Here is a 17987-nt window from a genome sequence, read left to right on the forward strand (position 1 = left end):
GGCGAATAGTTTGAAAGGATCGCAATGCCCTTGAAGGATTGTCTTGCCGCACTGATAGTTATCGTGGCCTGGGGCGTCAATTTTGTCGTCATCAAGGTCGGCCTGCAAGAAATACCGCCTTTTTTATTGGGTTGCCTGCGTTTTGCGCTGGTGGCCCTGGCGGCGTTTTTCGTGCCGCGCCCGGCGGTATCCTGGCGGCTGCTTATTCTGTTCGGGATGACGCTAAGCGTCGGGCAGTTCGCTTTCCTGTTCACGGCCATGACGGTGGGCATGTCGGCCGGGCTGGCTTCGCTGGTGCTGCAGTCGCAGGCGTTTTTCACGGTGCTGATAGCCGCGCTGCTGCTGGGCGAGCGGATGCGGCCCCATCATATTGCGGGCATGGTTGTCGCGGCAGCCGGCCTGGGGTTGATTCAGTATGGCGCCCATGCGGGCAACGTTACGGCGCTGGGCTTTGTGTTGACTTTGGCCGCGGCCTTTTGCTGGGCCTGCGGCAATATTGTGGTCAAGTACACGCACAAGGTCGATGTGCTTGGCCTGGTGGTCTGGGGCGCCGTGGTGCCGCCCATTCCTTTTCTGCTGCTGTCCTGGGCGTTTGAAGGCAAAGCCGCCATCTATAACAGCCTTGCCAATCTAAGCCCGGTCGGATTCGGCGCGCTGATTTATCTGGCGCTTATTGCAACCACACTGGGTTATGTGCTGTGGGCCAAGCTGCTGACCCGCCATCCGGTCGGCAAGATAGCGCCGCTGAGCTTGCTGGTACCCATCGTGGGGCTGATTTCCGCCATGCTGCTGCTGGGCGAAAGCCTTAGCCCGGCGCAGTGGCTGGGCGGGGCGATTGCCGTATTGGGGCTGGCCATCAATGTGTTCGGCTCGCGGTTTGCGCGCCGGCGTGCCGCGTTGCGTTAAAATCCCGCAATGGCCCGATGGGCGGCCGCTCTTTCTTTTATTACAGGAAGCGAAAATGGAATTTGATCAGTCGGGCGTCAATGCATTAATGGAAATCACCACACGTCCGAAACTGGTGTTTGTGCGCGGCCAGGGTTCCTGGCTGGAAGACCACAATGGCAAGCGCTACCTGGACTTCATACAGGGCTGGGCGGTCAATAGCCTGGGCCATTGCCCGCCCGAACTTGTCGGTGCCATGGGCAAGCAGGCTGCGCAACTGATCAATCCTTCCCCGGCGTTCTACAACCAGCCGTCCATGGACCTGGCCAAGCGGCTTACCGGCGCATCGTGCTTCGACCGGGTATTTTTTGCCAACAGCGGCGCCGAGGCCAATGAAGGCGCGATCAAGCTGGCGCGCAAATGGGGCCGGCTGAACCGCAACGGCGCCTACAAGATCATTACGTTCGATCATAGTTTCCATGGGCGTACTTTGGCCACCATGTCGGCTTCGGGCAAGCCGGGCTGGGACACTATCTACGCGCCGCAAGTCGACGGCTTTCCAAAAGCCAACCTGAACGACCTGGATTCCGTCCGCGCGCTGATCGACGACAAAACCGTGGCCGTCATGCTCGAGCCCGTGCAGGGCGAAGCCGGCGTCATTCCGGCCAGCCCAGAGTTCATGCAGGCCTTGCGCAAGCTGACCAACGAGCTTGGCCTTTTGTTGATCCTGGACGAGGTGCAGACAGGGATGGGCCGCACGGGCAAGCTGTTTGCCTACGAGCATTCCGACATCGTGCCCGACATCATGACGCTGGCCAAAGGCATAGGCGGCGGGGTGCCGTTGGCCGCCTTGTGCGCGCGCGAAGAAATCACCTGCTTCGAGCCCGGCGACCAGGGCGGTACGTATAACGGCAACCCGTTGATGACGGCAGCCGGCATTGCCGTGTTCGACGCGATTACAGGCCGCGGCTTCCTGGACGCCGTGAATGCCCGCGCGGCGCAGTTGTCGGCCGGTTTGCTGGCGTTGTCGGCAAAATGGGGCATGAAGGGCGAACGCGGCGTCGGTTTGCTGCGCGCCCTTAAGCTGGACCGCGCCGATGGAACGCAAATCGTCGATACGGCGCGCGACTGGAGTCCCGAGGGCATGTTGTTGAATTCGCCGCGTCCGGACCTGCTGCGCTTCATGCCGGCGCTTAACGTCACCGAAGAAGAAATCGACTTGATGCTGGCGCGCCTGGATGAAGTGATTACCAAAGTGCGGGGCTGATGCATCGGCGCCTGTGGACTAGTTCCTGAACAATGCGGCCCGCGGGCCGCATTTTTACTTGCAATGCTTTTGTTTGCCCAGATGGCGGAGCCGTTGCCGCGAGGGGCTTTCCATGGCGCGGGCTTTGTGCGCGTATCGATGATAAACTCGGGCGGTCCTGTATGGACGACTTTCCAGGCGCCGTTCGCGGCGCCAACGACTCCAATGAATAAAAGGGGGCATCCATGCACTATATCTATCAGCTTCTCGCCGTGATACTTATCGGCACCGCAATCGGCGCAGCATTTAGCGGGCGCAACAATGTTCTTCTCTTTGGTTCTCTGGCGGCAATAGCGCTGGGGATAGTTACGGTCGCGGTTCCTTCGTGGATGCCTTTGGCTGTCGGCACCGTGATCTTTCTTGTGGTGCAGTTGATGCAGCGCGACCCGGTTTCTTCGCGGGGCTGATCGTGCGTAGGCCTTAGCGGCCAGGTCGTTATGGCTTAACGCTGGTATGGAAAAGGCAGTCTCTCTTTTGAGGCTGCTTTTTCTTGGTTGTGTTTTGGGTTCTTGAGCGGCCGGTCCGTTCCGCTGATTTTGCTCAGGTCGCTGCGGCCCCGGCGTTGCCGGGGCTACCCATTTCGACGCTTGTTTTCAGGCGCTCGCGAACTCACGCGAACGGACGGCCACTGGCCGTCCGTAAACGCTGCGCTCGAACACGCGCTCGCTTGCCTCCTGAAAACAAGCGTCGAAATGGCTTGCTCCAACTTCGCAAAATCAGCGGAACGGACCGGCCTGGCGGTCTGGAGTTTTCCGCCATTTATGACCATTTGCAGGGCGATGACTGTTTGAAGTTAATAGCGTAGACGCTAGACAAGACAGCGACTCGGGGGCGGGATTTCGTGGCGCGTTTCGGCGGCGAGGAGTTCATACTGGTGCTGCCGGAAGCGGATGCAAAGGGCGCGGCGCTGGTGGCCGAACGCTGCCGCAAGGCCATCAAACAGCTCGCAATCCCGCATTTTCATTCGTCGATCAGCGACCGGCTGACCGTTAGCCTGGGTGTATGCACGTTGGTGCCGACCGCTGGCGACGGTATCCAGCGCTTCATCAATCGGGAGGAGGGGCTGCTCTACATCGCCAAGAAAACCGGCCGCAACCCTTCTGCTTTTGAGAAATGAGGTAGGCCTGGTCTGGCTGACGTTGCCTGGCCTGTTAGGCAGAAGTCGACCCGGAGCGGTCTTAGGAGTCGCGAGAATCAGCGCCTGGTAGCAGTCGTTCAACGTTGAAATTAAACGGCGGACGGAGGCTTACCGAGGGTTATCCGCTCAAACGAGCACTTAGATTCACTGCGACAACCGAGCCGCCGCATCTTGATACTTTTTCCAGGAAACACCGGTAGCCTTGCCAACTAACATCGCATAAGCCTGCCCTGCTGGTGCACCTGAGAGCAATTCAGGTAGCGTATCCGCATCTACTTCTAAGGTTCGATTTGCCCACGCTGTCATTGCCTCAGGATACCTCGTTCCATACATAGCGCTTTCGTGGAGTACTTCCCGGGCGACACGCTGCAACTCGGCGAATGCCCGCCTTGCGCCAACAAGACTCTCCTTCTGCTTCGGCTGTATGACACGCTCCCAATCGAATCGCTCAGCAACTTCCGGCGGCATTTTTTGGACGGCCTGTTGATAGCCTTTTTGATTCTTCAGTACCGTCGCGTAAGGCAGCAATTCAAGTACGTACTTCTCGAGGATTGCCGTGGAATGACCTGCAGCTGCAGCCGCTGCTTCAGCATCGAGCCGAGCTATCTGGGCCTTTTTGGAAGAACTTGTCGAATCCATTGCAGCCCAGAACGCAAGAACTACAAGTACCGCCTGACCGACAATGATGCAGGCGAATTGCATGAATGGAGGATGAGTCATCCGGCGAAGTTTTCCGTTCTTTGTACAGTGAGAGCACAACTACGAGAATTGAAGCAGCAGCGACGATGTATGGAAGCATTCGATGAAATTTGACGTGTTATAAGGAGACACCCATGTGCTCAAGGAGGGTGATGGGGGCGTGCGTAGTCCTATGGATTCGCTGGCTGCGCGATCAATCATTTGACCAGACTGACATGCCGCAAAGCAGTCAATCGTTTACGACCGCCGATGGCCGGACAGAAACCAAGCGAATGGCGTCCTATTTAATTGTAAGTAAACATCATGCTTTTGTCTGTTCTGCTATTTCCAGCGCATGATTGACCTTAATACCAAGATATCGCACTGTGCTTTCGAGCTTGGGGCGACCAAGTAGTAATTGACCTGCTCTTACGTTTTTCGTACGCCGGTAAATTAATGAGGCTTTTGTTCTTCGCATGGTGTGCGTTTCGTATGGGGTGGGGTCTAGACCCCTTGCGGCTGGTCAGGCGGCAGCGACGCGGATATGGTGGTGGTTCAAATGTGTTGAAGAATATTCACGAGGGCACCCGTGGGATCCTGAACATAGAAGCGACGTACTCCCCACGGCTCGTCAACAGGGCCGTAGACAATAGGGATGTTTCTGCCCTTCAAGCGCTTGAGAACTTCTTCAAGATTATCGACCTCAATGGATAGAGCGGGCACGTCAGTTCCTGAGCCGCCTTCGCTTGCAACGCTGACCTGAACCTCCATGCTGGCGTCTGAGCCATACGTATGAATCCATCCGTGATCCATAAGCAAGTCAAGGCCAAGAATATCTTGATAAAAAGATCGAGCAAGAGCTGCATCATTTGACTTCAGATTTGCAACGATTCGGTTTACTTTCAAAGCATACTCCTATCAAAGCATCGGTCAATTGTTCCTCTGTTGTGCAGACACTATCGTGACAAAGTGCGCCAGAACACGGTGGATCAGACTGATAAATTGGTCGTCGCCCGTTTCGGGTCGATTGACATTCTACGCTGCGGCCGAATGCGACCCATTGCAGTCTTTCTAAGAAGCCTTGCCGAGGACCGCTCAGCAGCGGTAGCGGTCGGGCCCGTTGGTTGTGGATACTGGCATCGAAGGGCGTGAGAAGCTGACGGAGGCCTCGTATTGGGAGTAAGGTACGGAGTAGAGGCCTTGATTGCGCGGCACTTCGGCCTGTGCCGCCAGCAGAAACCAGAACCTTATGAAGACCCTACACTTAGCACTACGGCCAGTCCTTGCCGCGGTCGCATGCGCGTCGATTACCGCCTGCGCGGACAATCCGCCCCCGCAAACCGGCCTGGACTATCGCAGCCACCCATCTTCCACGACACAAGGCGCGAACAGCACCTCCGGTTCTTCGGGTCAGCTTTTGACCATACAGTCCGGCGAGGGGGAAAGGTTGAATCTTCCCTGGTTCATCCGGGATACACAAGATTGGATCAACAGCAGCTGATCCCGACAGGATTCACTAGCCGTAAGCGACCGCACCTGGCCGCCTCCCGACACGCGAGGATTCAACCATGCGTGCTCAGAGGCTCTACCGTTAGCTTAAAGCCCATGGCATGGATCACTTTGAACAGCGTATCGGAGCTAGGCGCACGCTCTCCCGAAAGACTCTTGTAAAGGCTTTCCCGAGAAAGTCCGGTGTCGCGAGCCAATTGAGTCATGCCTCGGGCTCTGGCGATGTCGCCCAACGCTGCCGCCAATAGTGCTGGATCGCCATCTTCCATTGCAACCTGGAGGTAGGCAGCGATATCTGCCTCATCGTTGAGATAGTTCGATGCATCAAACGGACGGGTCTTGATCTTGCTCATTTCGTAACTCCTGAGCCAAAGCCTTGGCTCGTTCAATATCTTTCCTTTGGCTGGACTTATGGCCTCCGCCAAGCATCATGATGACTGTTCTTCCGTGCAAAATGTAATACAGTCGCCAGCCTGGACCGAAGGCCTCACGCATTTCCCACACGTTGTCACCGATAGGTTTGTGGTCTCCAAGATTGCCAAGCGACGCCTTTCTTAGACGAAGCTGTAGCCGCGCACGAGTCGTACGATCTTTTAGGCCGTCGAGCCACTGTACAAATTGCTCAGTTTCAAGGATGCTGTACATACGCCTATTGTAGCCTTGCGGCTACGATTCGCAAGCCTTAATCTTGCATGTTGCAGGGTTATGGGTAATGAGGTGAACTGACGCAGTGATTAAGCAGTAATTGAATTGCTCTTCAAATACTTGGTGCGTTGATAAATAAGCGATGTTCTTGGTGCTTTTTAGCCCACGAGAGCTTCGGGGCGGATGATAAGTTTCGTCATGTAGGTCAGTATAGATGGCAGCGAGCGCTTTTGGCCGACGAAGCGGACTGTTCGGGCCATAATAAGACTTTCAAGCGCTACTAAGTTTACCTTCTGAGCCTAAAATATGACGCATATATCGCTGATCGGAACTGTCCACGCTGAAAGTGGATGCGCCAACTTGGCTGAATTGCAGACGATCCTTGAACGCCTTCAACCTGACGTCATTTTTGCTGAAATTCCCACTGCCAATCTTACTGACTATCTCGGCGGCTCTCACGGCAATCTCGAGCCTGCTGCCGTTGCGCTCTATCGCAAGCGCCGTCCAGTCGACGTCGTGCCCGTGGACTTGAACCAACCAAGCGACGAGTTCTTCAGAAAATCGAAGGAGATGTTCAAAATGGTCGAAAGGACGAGCCCTAAATATCGCCGCCTGATGGACCAGAATAGCCTCGACACGCATGATCACGGCTTTCCATACCTTAACAGCGATCGCTGCGCCCAAGCATGGGTGGCCATCTACGACGAGGTTCGTGCAACCGTCGAGTGGATCGGCGACGACAGATTGCGACAGATCTACGCTCTATGGAGCGAGATAAATGATCGTCGCGAGACGGGAATGCTAGAGAACATCAATGGCTATTGCATCCGCTGCGCACTCTCTCATGGAGTGTTCCTCATCGGCGCTGGACACAGGAAGGCCATGGTGGAGAAGGTGCAAGAGCAACGAGGCGCCGGTACACCAGGAGTCTCATGGAACCTTGAACGTTCTCTGTATTAGGCAGTGTGAGGAAATGTCGGCCTCTGGCCGATTGTAGCCAAAGCCTAATGGTTGAATCCGCAGCCCAAAGCGGTCGTTCCGGATATTCAGGCAAGAGACGCCGAGATTCCAGATCGTCCAGGATGGAGAGCGGAGCGGATCAGATGATGTGAACTTCATCAACGACGGGCAGCCAAGCTTTGAACTCGGCCCCGGTGGAAACCTTTCTAAATCCAAGGGGGGTGACCATAAGCAGTGTGTGGTTGGCGCTTTCTGCGATGGGTGCAGCGTCCCACAGCCCGTGTTCTGTCACCTCGGCAATAAGGGCGGCAAACTCCGTTTCATTTTCGAAGCCGATTATCAAAACTTCAAAGCCCATCGTGGAAATTTCTGGCAAGAGAGCAGGTGGAAGATCTATTCCGGGGCTGATATAAGCGGCCACCATCTGTCCACCCAGACGGTCATTAATCCGTCTCTGCCGCTCGTAGGCGGCATCGACTTGTAGGCCGGGCGCGTCGGTTGAAAGAGAGAGACTCCCATCGTCTTTCAGTTCCAGTTTGTAAGGCATAGGTGGGTTCGCGCTGAATCGGCCTACGATAATCCGGGCAGGGCGGAAGGACTCTGCGGTTGCCTGGCGAAAAGCATGGAGGAGTTCGAAGAAGAATAGTGAAACTTGTACAGCATTCACCATTTCGGCGTTAGACACGAGCGTCGATTGACCGCCGTTTCTTCGCCGCAACCGCAGTCCTTCGGGGACTAGTATGTAGTCGGCATGTGCTATGGCGTTTCGGATGTCATCCCGGAAAGCGATCTCCAGCAGTCTTGCTAGGCCGGTCATTCCGATTGCGAACGCGACTTCCGCTAGGCGCCGGAACATCGCGTTGGCATTAGGACCAACTACGGCTCGGGGGCTTTGGCGAACTCGGACGAGATCTTGAAATGGCCATAGGTTGTAGGGTTTCAATTGGGCAACCTGCATGGTATTTAACAGCCCTTCGTAGACGCCACCGGCTTCTGCGAGCTGAGCGTAAAGGCAGAGCATCTGACGAACTTCGGTCCGGGTCAGTGGTGAGCTCTTTGATCCTAGCGCCTTCAGTTCGCTGAAAACCTCAGACGCTGTGGCGACAGTGTTCCAACCGGCATCTTGCGCACCACGGGACTCAAGAAATAATGCTGCGAACGTGTCGACTTCATTGATCTTGCACGCAAAGGCGAACAAGTAGGTGAGATGGGTATTTAGCGCGCGAATGTAGGTTTCAGGTTCCATTCTCCTAGTGTCCATTAACTGATTTTCGGAAAAGTAGATAAGTTAAGCGTTGTATCGGAGTGATTGCACGCAACCCTTTTAGATGGAGCCTCGACGACTGCCTGCGCGAAAATCGACGCTGACATCGCCAAATAGCTGCTTCTCTTCACTGCATTTTCTGCAACATTATTCATGTGCCTATCCCTGTGGTTGAGAAAGCATCTAACTTGTTAGTAGATGGACCCGCAGATCCGTCTACGCTTAATCGTGCGGATACGGCAGGTCGGCCGGAACTCCTGTGGCAGGAACGGGTCGTATCGCGGCATTCTAATCATTTAAGATCTTTGATCGAATGCCTCCGCATGTTATTGCTCCATTGAAAGATGCAGCTTGATAAATAAGTCCGTTTTAAGTCGACAATAAAACTGCGGTGGATGGAAACCAGGCATTGCCGCCCGGAGGGCATCAAGCGTGACGGGTTTCTTCAATTTCTTTGGGCAAGATAGAGCCATAGCCGACGCTACACCTGCCCCGTCAAAGTAGCTCATGAAGTCGGACTTACTGAGGCCTGAGACAGACCCGTACTTTCGCCACATGGTACTCGGCGCGCCCGAGTATGTCGTCCCCACTGTCGCAAAGCCAATCACTGCTCCAATAGGTTTTTTTACATAGAACCAAATGATAGACCCAGGCTCAACATGCATGGTTCTGCGTCTGAGCTCTACTAGCTTAGTACCTGCGAGGATATTGGCTGCATGGCGCTCGTCAAGTGAAATGAGCACATGCTGAGTTAGTTGCATCAAAGACCTTTGTCTAAAATTGCCTGAACCTGCTCGGAAGACAGTCGTTGGCTGGTAATAAGTTGATGAGCTTCGCCGCATCCTATGCTTCTAAGTTCATGAAGCGGAACAGGTCTTGGCAAGCGCAGTATATTGTCAAAAACAGTGATGGTCTTTGTTTTCGAAACCCCAATGCTTGAAAGTTGGCTGCGGTCCAGCACTGAAGGAGCTAAGTCGCCAGCCTGCATGGCAGACTCATCACGAAGGTAGGCTCGCAGTACGCGCCCAACCGCAATAACAGCACCTGCACCTTTGTTCTTCCCTGACTCATAGAAGAACAACAGATCACCCCGAGCGAAGTTCTTCATTGTTTTCTTGTCACTTAAGTAATGGCGTAAAGGAGCTAGTTGGGCCTTTCCCCGAGGGAGAAAGGTGTCTTGAGGTGAGTCCGCCAAGAGGTGCTCTTCAAAGTGCTTGCGAATTGGAACCATGACGCCCTCTCTCCCTGGCAGACATAAGAGCATTGGGGCCAGCAGGGACTCCAACTTGAAAATGGAGACTAAGACCTTTTGGCTATCCGGTCGGATAACTGAAACTTGCTGATCGATATGTCGGAACGCGGGAGGGGTGTCGGGTAAGCCGAGTTTACCGACAGCCGCCAGTGAGTCGCGGGTAGCCGCCCAATTTCGTTCAGTAAAACGACCCTTGGCGACGATCTTCTGTAGGTCGTTTGACATTGATGTCGATGCCACATAGCCAAACGTGGCAGCGACTTCCCGGAGAGATGCTTGGCGCGGTGGGCAACTCAATCGGATACGGCCGACCTCGCCGGGCCCTACGACGCTCAGGACGTGCAGAAGCAAGGACTGCGCGATTTCATGAACACTTTCCTGCAGCTCGTCGACGGCCACATGGGCGCGAATTTCGTTGCCTCGGATTTTTGCAGGCAATACAATATAGCCAGCAACCACGCCGTTAAGGAGCGCCACATGCCGCACGCAAGCCGAGCTACCTGAATCAGTTGCAGCCCACTGATGGACTTGGGTTGCGTTGTCGATGCATAGGGTGGTTAGCAACCTCCGAATTTCTGCAGTATGAGTACTTGATGCTACTTGTACTTCAATGATATCGGTACTATGCATTTCGTGAACTACTGGGTCCACTGTGTGAGCTGGCTCTGCTTGAAATAACTCTGGCGATATGGCGTCCACACTAAATTGCTGTCTGAGCTCAGGTGCACGATCCAGAATTCGTATGTCGCTGGTGATCAGACCTGAAAGACCGTGATAAATTGCGGTTGCAAGATGCATCAGATCAGACCTGTCGTTATCTGATAGTGAACCCGAAGCGTAGCGCTCGGAGAACACTAATGTGGCAAGCATTGGCATTAGTCGCGCCCACTCTTCTGCTGGCGGCCGAGAAAATTTTGCAAGAGTTCCCACGAAAGAGAGCATTGGGTCAGTCTTACCGTCATGGGCTGTGCGGTTCAGCTCCGTCTCTATCTCGCTGCTGACGGCCAATGAGCAGGCCTGCATTCTCTCAGCTCTAAAGACGCTCATGGCCAGTTCGTGTCGGGGTCGACGAGGCCCCAGGTCAAAGAACACGTTCAAATCCAACAGGTAGAGTGGTTTACCCCCTCCCTCCACGGCATCCAATCCGAGTGGATCAGCGGCGCTGATCCCGCTGGAAGCAAAGAGCTGGGGAGTGTCAAGTTCATGAGCACGAACAACGATTATACGATTGCGACTGCCCCCTCCAACTTCGACCCGCTGGGCATAAAACCCCTGTGCCTCCCAGAACTTGTTGGCATCTCTCAGGTCTTCAGCGACACGTGCATGAATTGAAATAAACTGACCATCAGTCAGCATGCTCTTTAGTGCGGTCAGCAGCTTCTGTCCAATTTTTCGCCCTCGATGCGTCTTGGGCACATAAATTTGTCGCACATGCGCCTTGGGAAACCGAAGGTCGAACAACAAGTGACCTGCATAGACCCCGCCATCGCTGCCTGATTCCCGTGCTACAAACAATTGCCCCTTGCGGCAGAAGTCTCCATAAACGCTGCGAGGAAAGAAACCAAGGGCATCTCGGTCGCTGTCTGCAGCCTGCGCCACCGCGCCTAAGAATTCCGAGACGGTACTTGGCTCTGTGAGTGCCTTAATCATGCCCGCGTTTATTGCCATGACTCTGCCTGGTAGTTTTTCATAAATGTTACACCAGCAGGGTCAAAGTTACTGCTAGGTCACGACTCGTGACAGTAATCGATAACTGCTTTGGTACATTCGTTGGTAGTGACCAGCCTAAAGCCGTCAGCCATACCGCTGCTTTGAAAGTCTGCTCTTGGCCGAGGCTGTGTGAAAACGCGGCTATACCTTATTTCCAAGGGTGCTCTGACCATTCCTGAGAGCGAGAAAACTCAATGCCGAGTGTTCTGGTGCGTCAATTTTTACAAGCACGATTTATTTCTGCGTTTTCACACAGGCTCGGCCGGATACTGTCATAGATAACGAGCAGCTTACGAGCACGCCCGTTGCCAAGAAAAGCCTCATCCCAGTCCAGACATGCGAAGTTGGTGAACCCAAGTCTATTTTTCTGGAGCGACTTACGACTTACTAGTTTGTACCAAAGCACTGTTCAATCTGCTGGTTGAGATCAACGTCATCAACACTAGCCTTGTTGCGCCAACTGTCTATGTAATCAGGAATCGACTTGGGCAGTGGGATTCTCTCGTGAGGGAGCCGATCAATGGCCGCTTGGCAAGCATTGCTTAATTGCCCGTAGCCAACTGTGTCGGCAAAGTGCTTGACGCTATTGAGCATCGCTTCGTGCTTAATTCTGACAAGGTAATGCTTGTGCTTCTGTCGCATGAGCTCGAAGTGCGCCCGCGTCCCAGCCTGTGAGAAGTCCGGCTCTGTGGCATACGCAGCCGGATCCTCAAGCACGATCCGCTGTCTCAACATAATCATCATTCGCCCGTGATCGCGGGTGATCGTGAGCAAGTCGTCTTCGTTTGGTAGTGTTCGCATTGTCAGTTGCGACAAATTCAGCTTATCTGGCATGAAGAAGTCGAAGTCACTGCCAGCAAACTGCGACATCACGTCCTCAGCCAACCTATGCAGATTTGGTGCATTGATGATCCCCCGCGCCATAGCAAGTCGCTGTGCCTTGCTAAAGTAAGTTAAGTAGTTCTCGCCAAAATTGAAGGCAATGAATTCCAATAGGTGTTCTGTCGTCAGGTCTATCTCGATAGCCGGGCGGCCGATGATCATCAACCCTTCCGTATCGTTCGTCTTCACGAAGGGATTGAGATCAAACTCCGTGTACAGTGCGGCGCGGGACGGAGATGTAGCAAGGGCCGCGAGAACATCCTTCAACGCTGAGGCGTCATGATGAGATAGAGCTATGGAAACCATCTTGCCTAGCAAGCGTTTGAACATGAGGGTGTTAAGGCCGCCGGCATGCACGATTGCCATCCTTAAAAAGCGCACTATGGCGACAACAGCTCTCCTTGTCTTGAACCTGTTGTCGCAGAAAGCAAGCACCCATAGACACTCCGCAACGTTTTCCATGACCTGTGCGGAATTGAAAGCGGCTAAAGATTTGTCGATAAATGCTAGGTAGTGCTCGTAGATGCCTCGCTGGACACCAAACGGATCCTTCGCGCACGTATAGTTAGCAAGATACACATCAATCTTGTCCAAATCTAAGGGGGACGCCTTCCCTGCATACTTGCGAAGAACTTTCAGTCGAGCGGCCCGGGCGGAGCTTCCGCGCTGACCCCGGCTCTTGAGCTGGCGACTCTTGATGAACTCGGGAGTCTGTTCTAAGAGCACAGGAAATTTGAAAGAATTATTCGGAAATACAGGTCCATAGGCCGAAAAAAACTTGTCGTAGTCAAGCGTTGACTCGGCCATTTGAAACCCTATTGATTGCGCGTGTGAATACGGCTTACCGTTGTTGCCGGAGGACGGCTGCTCCCAAGCAGGAAAGGCGGACAGTATCTGGTTGCCGCGGACCTGGATGCGAATTTTGATTGCGGTTATGGGGTCATCAACTGCTGCGTAGCCGTAAAAGACACCGGCCGGCTGTTCATCCGTCGGAGGACGTGAGTCTTCCCGATCAATGTTCGACAGGGCCTCTTGGATGATCCTGAGAATTTCAGTTTCCTTGTAGATCGTCGGGAAAAGTGTTTTCCAGAGATAACCAGACTTGTAGTAGTTGTCGGGCTGCCGTGTGATGCTCGCAGCATTCCCAGTGAAGAGTCGTCTCGGGATCTTTAGCGTTATGACCCCATTCTGCAATTCCCGAGCGAAGTACCAAGCGTCGTGAACGCCGGCCTGGAACTGCAACAGGTGTACGACATTATGATGAAGAGCTACAAATTTTTTCCAACCTTCATAAGTGTGCAATCCACCAGAAAGGACGGTCTCTTGGATACGTCCTCCTAGTGTACTGACCGGGCGGATTACTGTATCACCCCACAGAATATGTTGGAAGGCTGCTTCGCTTAGCTCATACTGCTCTGTATCACCAAACTTTAAAGGGAAATTGTTATCCATCGTTGTCATCACTGGGTAATCCCCCCTCAAATCCGCGGTGATCGAAGGTAGAATTTCCATAACAAGGAAATTCGCAATGAAGCAATCCCGATTCACCGACAGCCAGATCATGGCCATTCTCAAGCAAGCTGAAGCCGGCACGCCGGTGCCGGAGCTATGCCGCGAACACGGCATGAGCAGCGCCTCGTTCTACAAGTGGCGCGCCAAGTACGTAAGCGTCCGGCCAACACATCTTGAGCCCGAGTCTTGTTCGTAAGAGCATACGTGTCCATTAACGAGGTGGACACATGTACGCTATGAAGCAGATCGAACACGCTGGGCGCCGACGTCGGCGCATGCACAGCCCCGAATTTAAAGCCGAATTAGTTCTAAGTTGCCAGCAGACGGGTGTGTCGGTGGCGGCGATTGCCATGGAACATGGCATCAATCCGAATTTGCTACGCCGCTGGATCACCGAGCATGAACGGCTCGGGCATCATGAGACAGCGATCGGCCATGCGCCGCGACGGGATGTGGCGGCACAGTTCATACCGCTGCAGCTCGCACGATCTGAAGCGGCACAGATCAAGCCCATACCCCGTGAAGACATCGCGATTGAGTTCGAGCACAACGGCTTGAAGGCCACAGTACACTGGCCCATGGCACAATCCGAACAGTGTGCAACGTGGCTACGCGCCGTGATGCGATGATTCGCATCGATCAAATATGGCTAGCGGTTGAACCGATGGACATGCGCGCCGGCACCGAGACGGCCCTGGCGCGAGTGGTCAAGGGCTTCGGTGCGGCGCAGCCGCACCATGCTTATCTCTTCGCGAACCGTCGGACCAACCGCATAAAGGTGCTGGTGCACGACGGCATCGGTATATGGCTGGCGGCCCGGCGGCTTAACAAGGGCGGCTTTACCTGGCCACGGCTCGGTACGCCTGACGTCCCACTGACCGATGAACAACTGCAGGCGCTGGTCATTGGCCTGCCATGGCAGCGCATCGGCCCGGGCGGGATCATCGACGTCTTGTAATGCAATCGGGGCATCCGCCAATAGCGTACGCCTGGCAGGTCATGGCACACTGGTGGCTATGATTGCTTCTGCCCAAAACCTCGACGATCTGGACGCGCACGCCTTGCGCGAGAAGGTCCGTGGCCTGATGGCTGAGCTGGGCGAGAAGGAGCAGACGCTGGCTAAAACGGCAGAGCAGTTGTTGCACCACGAACAGGAGTTGGAACAAACACGCCAGATCCTGGTGCGCCGGGAACAGATGCTCGCTACCCACCGCGACGACATCCGCTTCAAAGACGCCAAGATCGCGCAGCTTACTCACGAGATTGCCAATCTGCGCCGCTACCAGTTCGGTAAAAAGGGTGAGCAGCTCTCGGGTGTTCAAGGCAGCCTGTTGGAGGACACGGTCTGCGCAGATATCGCAGCCATTGAAGCCGAACTTGATCTTCTACGCGGCAAACCGGCCGCCCGACCAGTGCAGCAGCCCAAGCGCGCCGCACTGCCCGAGCACCTGCCGCGTGTTGAACATCGTCACGAACCCGACAGTACAACGTGCCAATGTGGTTGTCAGCTGCAGCGCATCGGCGAAGACGTCTCTGAAAAGCTCGACTACTCGCCGGGCTTGTTCACGGTGGAGCGCCATATCCGTGGCAAATGGGCCTGCAAGAAGTGTCAGACGCTGATCCAGGCGCCGGTCCCCGCCCACGTCATTGATAAGGGCATGGCTTCAACCGGTCTGCTCGCGCAAGTGCTGGTGGCCAAATACGCGGATCATCTGCCGCTCTACCGTCAGGAGAAAATCTTCGAGCGCGCCGGCATGAAGCTTGCGCGCTCCACGATGGCCGAATGGGTGGGCGTGTGCGGCGTGCAGTTGCAGCCGCTGGCCGATGCGCTTCGCCAAGCGATCCTCGCGCACCGCGTCGTGCATGCCGATGAAACGCCCGTGCAGATGCTCAAGCCCGGAACGAAGAAAACTCATCGGGCGTACCTGTGGGCCTATGCGCCAGGGGCCTTCGAAGACCTGCGCGCAGTGGTCTACGACTTTACCGAAGGCCGGGCGGGTGAACATGCCCGCAACTTCCTGGGCGATTGGCAAGGCAGTCTGCTGTGCGATGACTACGTGGGCTACAAAGCGTGCTTTACGCAAGGCATTACTGAGATTGGTTGCATGGCGCACGCCCGGCGCAAGTTCTTCGACTTGCACGTAGCGGCCAAGAGCCAGCTTGCTGAACAAGCCCTCCAATATATCGGCCAGCTCTATGAAATCGAACGTCAGCTGAAAGACCTGACCACCGAAGAGCGAAAGCGAAGACGACGCGAGCAGGCCAAGCCTGTGGCCGATGCCTTACATGCCTGGATGCTGGCTCAGCGAGAACGCGTGCCGGATGGTTCGGCGACGGCCAAAGCCTTGGACTACAGCCTGAAACGCTGGGTGGCGCTAACACGTTACCTGGATGATGGGCAGTTGCCGATCGACAATAACTGGATCGAGAACCAGATCCGGCCCATTGCCATTGGTCGAAATAATTGGTTGTTCGCCGGTTCGCTGCGCGCTGGAAAGCGGGCCGCCGCCGTCATGACCTTGATCCAGTCGGCCAAGCTTAACGGCCATGATCCGTACCTCTACTTTAAAGACGTACTTACGCGACTGCCCACGCAGCCGGCTAGCCATATCGACGAACTCCTGCCGCATAAATGGCAGCCGACGACTGCACACTAAACAACAACGCCCGCTTTATGCGGGCGTGTCAATATGGGATGGCCGGACGCTTACCCAAGTACGGCGGCATGGACACCTCAATGATGGCACGCCTGAAGGAGCTGGAAGCGGAGAATACCCGCTTGAAGAAGATGTACGCCGAAGAGCGCCTGAAGGCGGAAATGGTGCAAGAAGCGCTACGAAAAAAGTGGTAGCGCCATCTCGACGCAAAGAGATGGCGCGGTGTGCCATTGAGCACTTTAAGTCCAGCATCCGCCTGGCTTGCCAAGCGTTTGGTATCAGTCAAAGCGCTTACCATTATCAGGCGAAACACGCCAAGGAAGATGACGTGATTGCTGACTGGTTAATCCGCTTAACTGCGGCCCAACGCAACTGGGGATTTGGCTTATGCTTCCTGTATTTGCGCAACATCAAGGGCTTTACGTGGAACCATAAAAAAGTATATCGGATCTATCGCGAACTGGAGCTGAACCTGCGTATCAAGCCCAAGAAACGTCTTGTGCGCGAGCGGCCAGACCCGTTGGGCACCGCCACCGATATCAATCAAATCTGGTCCATGGACTTTATGCATGATCAGTTGGCTGATGGCCGCAGCATTCGGTTATTCAATGTCGTTGATGATTTTAACCGCGAGGGGTTAGGGATCGAGGTGGACTTCTCGCTGCCGGCGGAACGCGTGACGCGGGCCTTAGACCAGATCATTGAGTGGCGTGGTAAGCCCCACTGCCTACGCTGCGACAATGGCCCCGAATACATCGGCAAAACGATGCTCGAATGGGCCGCCAAGCGACGCATTACGCTTATACATACCCAGCCCGGCAATCCGCAGCAAAACGCCTACGTCGAACGCTATAACCGCACCGTGCGTTATGATTGGCTCGCCCAAAACCTGTTCGCCAGTCTAGACGAAGTTCAGCGCGGCGCCACCGCCTGGCTCTGGACCTACAACAACGAGCGGCCGAACATGGCTCTGGGCGGCATCACCCCGAAACAAAAACTAGCCAGTAAATATTTAACCGATTCTACCGCCGCTTACTGCTAAAAAAGGGGGGATTACCGTACATAACCTAGTTCGAAATGGCTTTTCAACCGATTTCCAAGATTTTCCGTATACCAGCGATGTGCTTTGGCCATCAAGATATCGCCTTGGTAACCTGATAGATCCGCCAATTCGTCAGGTGGGGTCATGCGGCCTTCCCAGCCAAAAGCTTCCCAAAATAGTCGTCCGGTGTGAAGAGGCCTTTGAAAAGGCTTTAGGCCTTCTGCTGCTAACGCTTTGTCAGCAGCAGCCATTAGCTGCTCGAAGTCGGTCTCTGAAGACGGATATGCTGGCCATGAAAAATTTTTCATTGAGCGATTTTTTTGTGGAAGAGTAGTGTGCAAGGAGCATAGCATCTGCTATCCGTCCGCAATATTTATTCAACATTGAAAAATGTTTACTCTGACGCAGATGTGGGCACTAACGCTCGGGATCACTTCTCATGCAGCACCGGTTGGTCATTGGTTTATGTCCGCTCCTGGCCGAAAGCGGCGATCACAAGCTGCACTCTAACGCATCCAGCAACACATGTCGTGATCCGCTCCGTTTA

Annotated in this window: 16 protein-coding genes and 4 pseudogenes; 11 read left to right on the top strand and 9 right to left on the bottom strand. The window is 54.7% G+C overall.

All coding sequences use genetic code 11. The annotated features are described in order from the left end of the window. Positions 1–24 precede the first annotated feature (24 nt). The 4 genes and pseudogenes from DFR37_RS05990 to DFR37_RS06005 form a co-directional block, all read left to right on the top strand. Positions 25–906 (top strand): EamA family transporter, encoded by an 882-nt coding sequence (locus DFR37_RS05990; RefSeq protein WP_113932301.1) that lies wholly within the window; start codon positions 25–27, stop codon positions 904–906. Between the two features lie 55 nt (positions 907–961). After that, positions 962–2152: an acetylornithine transaminase gene (locus tag DFR37_RS05995; protein ID WP_113932302.1), complete on the top strand. Its 1191-nt coding sequence runs from the start codon at positions 962–964 to the stop codon at positions 2150–2152. 224 nt (positions 2153–2376) lie between these two features. After that, positions 2377–2598 carry a hypothetical protein gene (locus DFR37_RS06000; protein ID WP_113932303.1) on the top strand — a complete coding sequence of 74 codons (222 nt, stop codon included), beginning with the start codon at positions 2377–2379 and terminating at the stop codon, positions 2596–2598. Positions 2599–3020: 422 nt separating this feature from the next. Then, positions 3021–3308, top strand: a pseudogene (locus tag DFR37_RS06005) (diguanylate cyclase domain-containing protein); the annotation flags it as partial. 165 nt (positions 3309–3473) lie between these two features. Here DFR37_RS06005 and DFR37_RS06010 read toward each other — a convergent pair. The 3 genes and pseudogenes from DFR37_RS06010 to DFR37_RS06020 all read right to left on the bottom strand — a co-directional run bounded on the left by DFR37_RS06010 (position 3474) and on the right by DFR37_RS06020 (position 4913). Beyond that, positions 3474–4049: a hypothetical protein gene (locus DFR37_RS06010; protein WP_147251588.1), complete on the bottom strand. Its 576-nt coding sequence runs from the start codon at positions 4047–4049 to the stop codon at positions 3474–3476. A 280-nt stretch (positions 4050–4329) separates the two neighbouring features. After that, a pseudogene (locus DFR37_RS23270) lies at positions 4330–4527 on the bottom strand (hypothetical protein); the annotation flags it as partial. Positions 4528–4562: 35 nt separating this feature from the next. Continuing rightward, the gene (locus tag DFR37_RS06020; protein WP_113932306.1) at positions 4563–4913 is read right to left on the bottom strand and encodes a VOC family protein; all 351 of its coding nucleotides are present in this window, start codon (positions 4911–4913) and stop codon (positions 4563–4565) included. A gap of 343 nt (positions 4914–5256) precedes the next feature. Between DFR37_RS06020 and DFR37_RS06025 the strand changes: the two genes are divergently transcribed. Then, a complete protein-coding gene (locus tag DFR37_RS06025; RefSeq protein WP_113932307.1) occupies positions 5257–5508 on the top strand; it encodes a hypothetical protein in 252 nt (83 codons plus the stop codon). 61 nt (positions 5509–5569) lie between these two features. Here the strand turns inward: DFR37_RS06025 and DFR37_RS06030 are convergent, their stop codons facing one another. Together DFR37_RS06030 and DFR37_RS06035 are read right to left on the bottom strand one after the other, a co-directional pair. Beyond that, entirely contained in the window at positions 5570–5869 is a 300-nt protein-coding gene (locus tag DFR37_RS06030) for an addiction module antidote protein (protein WP_113932308.1), read from the bottom strand. Further along, a complete protein-coding gene (locus DFR37_RS06035; RefSeq protein WP_113932309.1) occupies positions 5841–6161 on the bottom strand; it encodes a type II toxin-antitoxin system RelE/ParE family toxin in 321 nt (106 codons plus the stop codon). The genes DFR37_RS06030 and DFR37_RS06035 overlap by 29 nt, the downstream gene beginning before the upstream one ends. A 306-nt stretch (positions 6162–6467) precedes the next feature. Between DFR37_RS06035 and DFR37_RS06040 the strand changes: the two genes are divergently transcribed. Continuing rightward, on the top strand, positions 6468–7121 hold the full coding sequence (locus DFR37_RS06040; RefSeq protein WP_113932310.1) for a hypothetical protein: 654 nt from the start codon (positions 6468–6470) through the stop codon (positions 7119–7121). A gap of 139 nt (positions 7122–7260) precedes the next feature. Here DFR37_RS06040 and DFR37_RS06045 read toward each other — a convergent pair whose 3' ends face one another. The 3 genes from DFR37_RS06045 to DFR37_RS06060 all read right to left on the bottom strand — a co-directional run bounded on the left by DFR37_RS06045 (position 7261) and on the right by DFR37_RS06060 (position 13741). Continuing rightward, the gene (locus tag DFR37_RS06045) at positions 7261–8367 is read right to left on the bottom strand and encodes a hypothetical protein (RefSeq protein ID WP_113932311.1); all 1107 of its coding nucleotides are present in this window, start codon (positions 8365–8367) and stop codon (positions 7261–7263) included. Positions 8368–9145: 778 nt separating this feature from the next. Further along, positions 9146–11305 carry a GNAT family N-acetyltransferase gene (locus DFR37_RS06055; protein WP_113932313.1) on the bottom strand — a complete coding sequence of 720 codons (2160 nt, stop codon included), beginning with the start codon at positions 11303–11305 and terminating at the stop codon, positions 9146–9148. A gap of 429 nt (positions 11306–11734) precedes the next feature. Beyond that, positions 11735–13741 carry a hypothetical protein gene (locus tag DFR37_RS06060; RefSeq protein WP_113932314.1) on the bottom strand — a complete coding sequence of 669 codons (2007 nt, stop codon included), beginning with the start codon at positions 13739–13741 and terminating at the stop codon, positions 11735–11737. A 16-nt stretch (positions 13742–13757) separates the two neighbouring features. Between DFR37_RS06060 and DFR37_RS06065 the strand changes: the two are divergent. The 5 genes and pseudogenes from DFR37_RS06065 to DFR37_RS06085 form a co-directional block, all read left to right on the top strand. After that, positions 13758–13892 (top strand): annotated as a pseudogene (locus DFR37_RS06065) (transposase); the annotation flags it as partial. 85 nt (positions 13893–13977) lie between these two features. After that, entirely contained in the window at positions 13978–14370 is a 393-nt protein-coding gene (gene tnpA, locus DFR37_RS06070; RefSeq protein WP_242341716.1) for an IS66-like element accessory protein TnpA, read from the top strand. After that, positions 14346–14699, top strand: coding sequence for an IS66 family insertion sequence element accessory protein TnpB (tnpB, locus tag DFR37_RS06075; RefSeq protein WP_211317217.1), 354 nt, complete (start codon positions 14346–14348; stop codon positions 14697–14699). Before tnpA ends, tnpB begins: the two co-directional genes overlap by 25 nt. Before the next feature lie 238 nt (positions 14700–14937). Next, the gene (gene tnpC, locus DFR37_RS06080; RefSeq protein ID WP_242341736.1) at positions 14938–16398 is read left to right on the top strand and encodes an IS66 family transposase; all 1461 of its coding nucleotides are present in this window, start codon (positions 14938–14940) and stop codon (positions 16396–16398) included. Positions 16399–16454: 56 nt separating this feature from the next. Beyond that, positions 16455–17440, top strand: a pseudogene (locus DFR37_RS06085) (IS3 family transposase); the annotation flags it as partial. An 11-nt stretch (positions 17441–17451) separates the two neighbouring features. Here DFR37_RS06085 and DFR37_RS22775 read toward each other — a convergent pair. Further along, positions 17452–17748, bottom strand: a complete 297-nt coding sequence (locus DFR37_RS22775) for a hypothetical protein (RefSeq protein WP_147251590.1) — start codon at positions 17746–17748, stop codon at positions 17452–17454. Positions 17749–17987: the final 239 nt, after the last annotated feature.

The sequence above is a fragment of the Eoetvoesiella caeni genome, assembly GCF_003315175.1.
GTDB lineage: Bacteria > Pseudomonadota > Gammaproteobacteria > Burkholderiales > Burkholderiaceae_B > Eoetvoesia > Eoetvoesia caeni.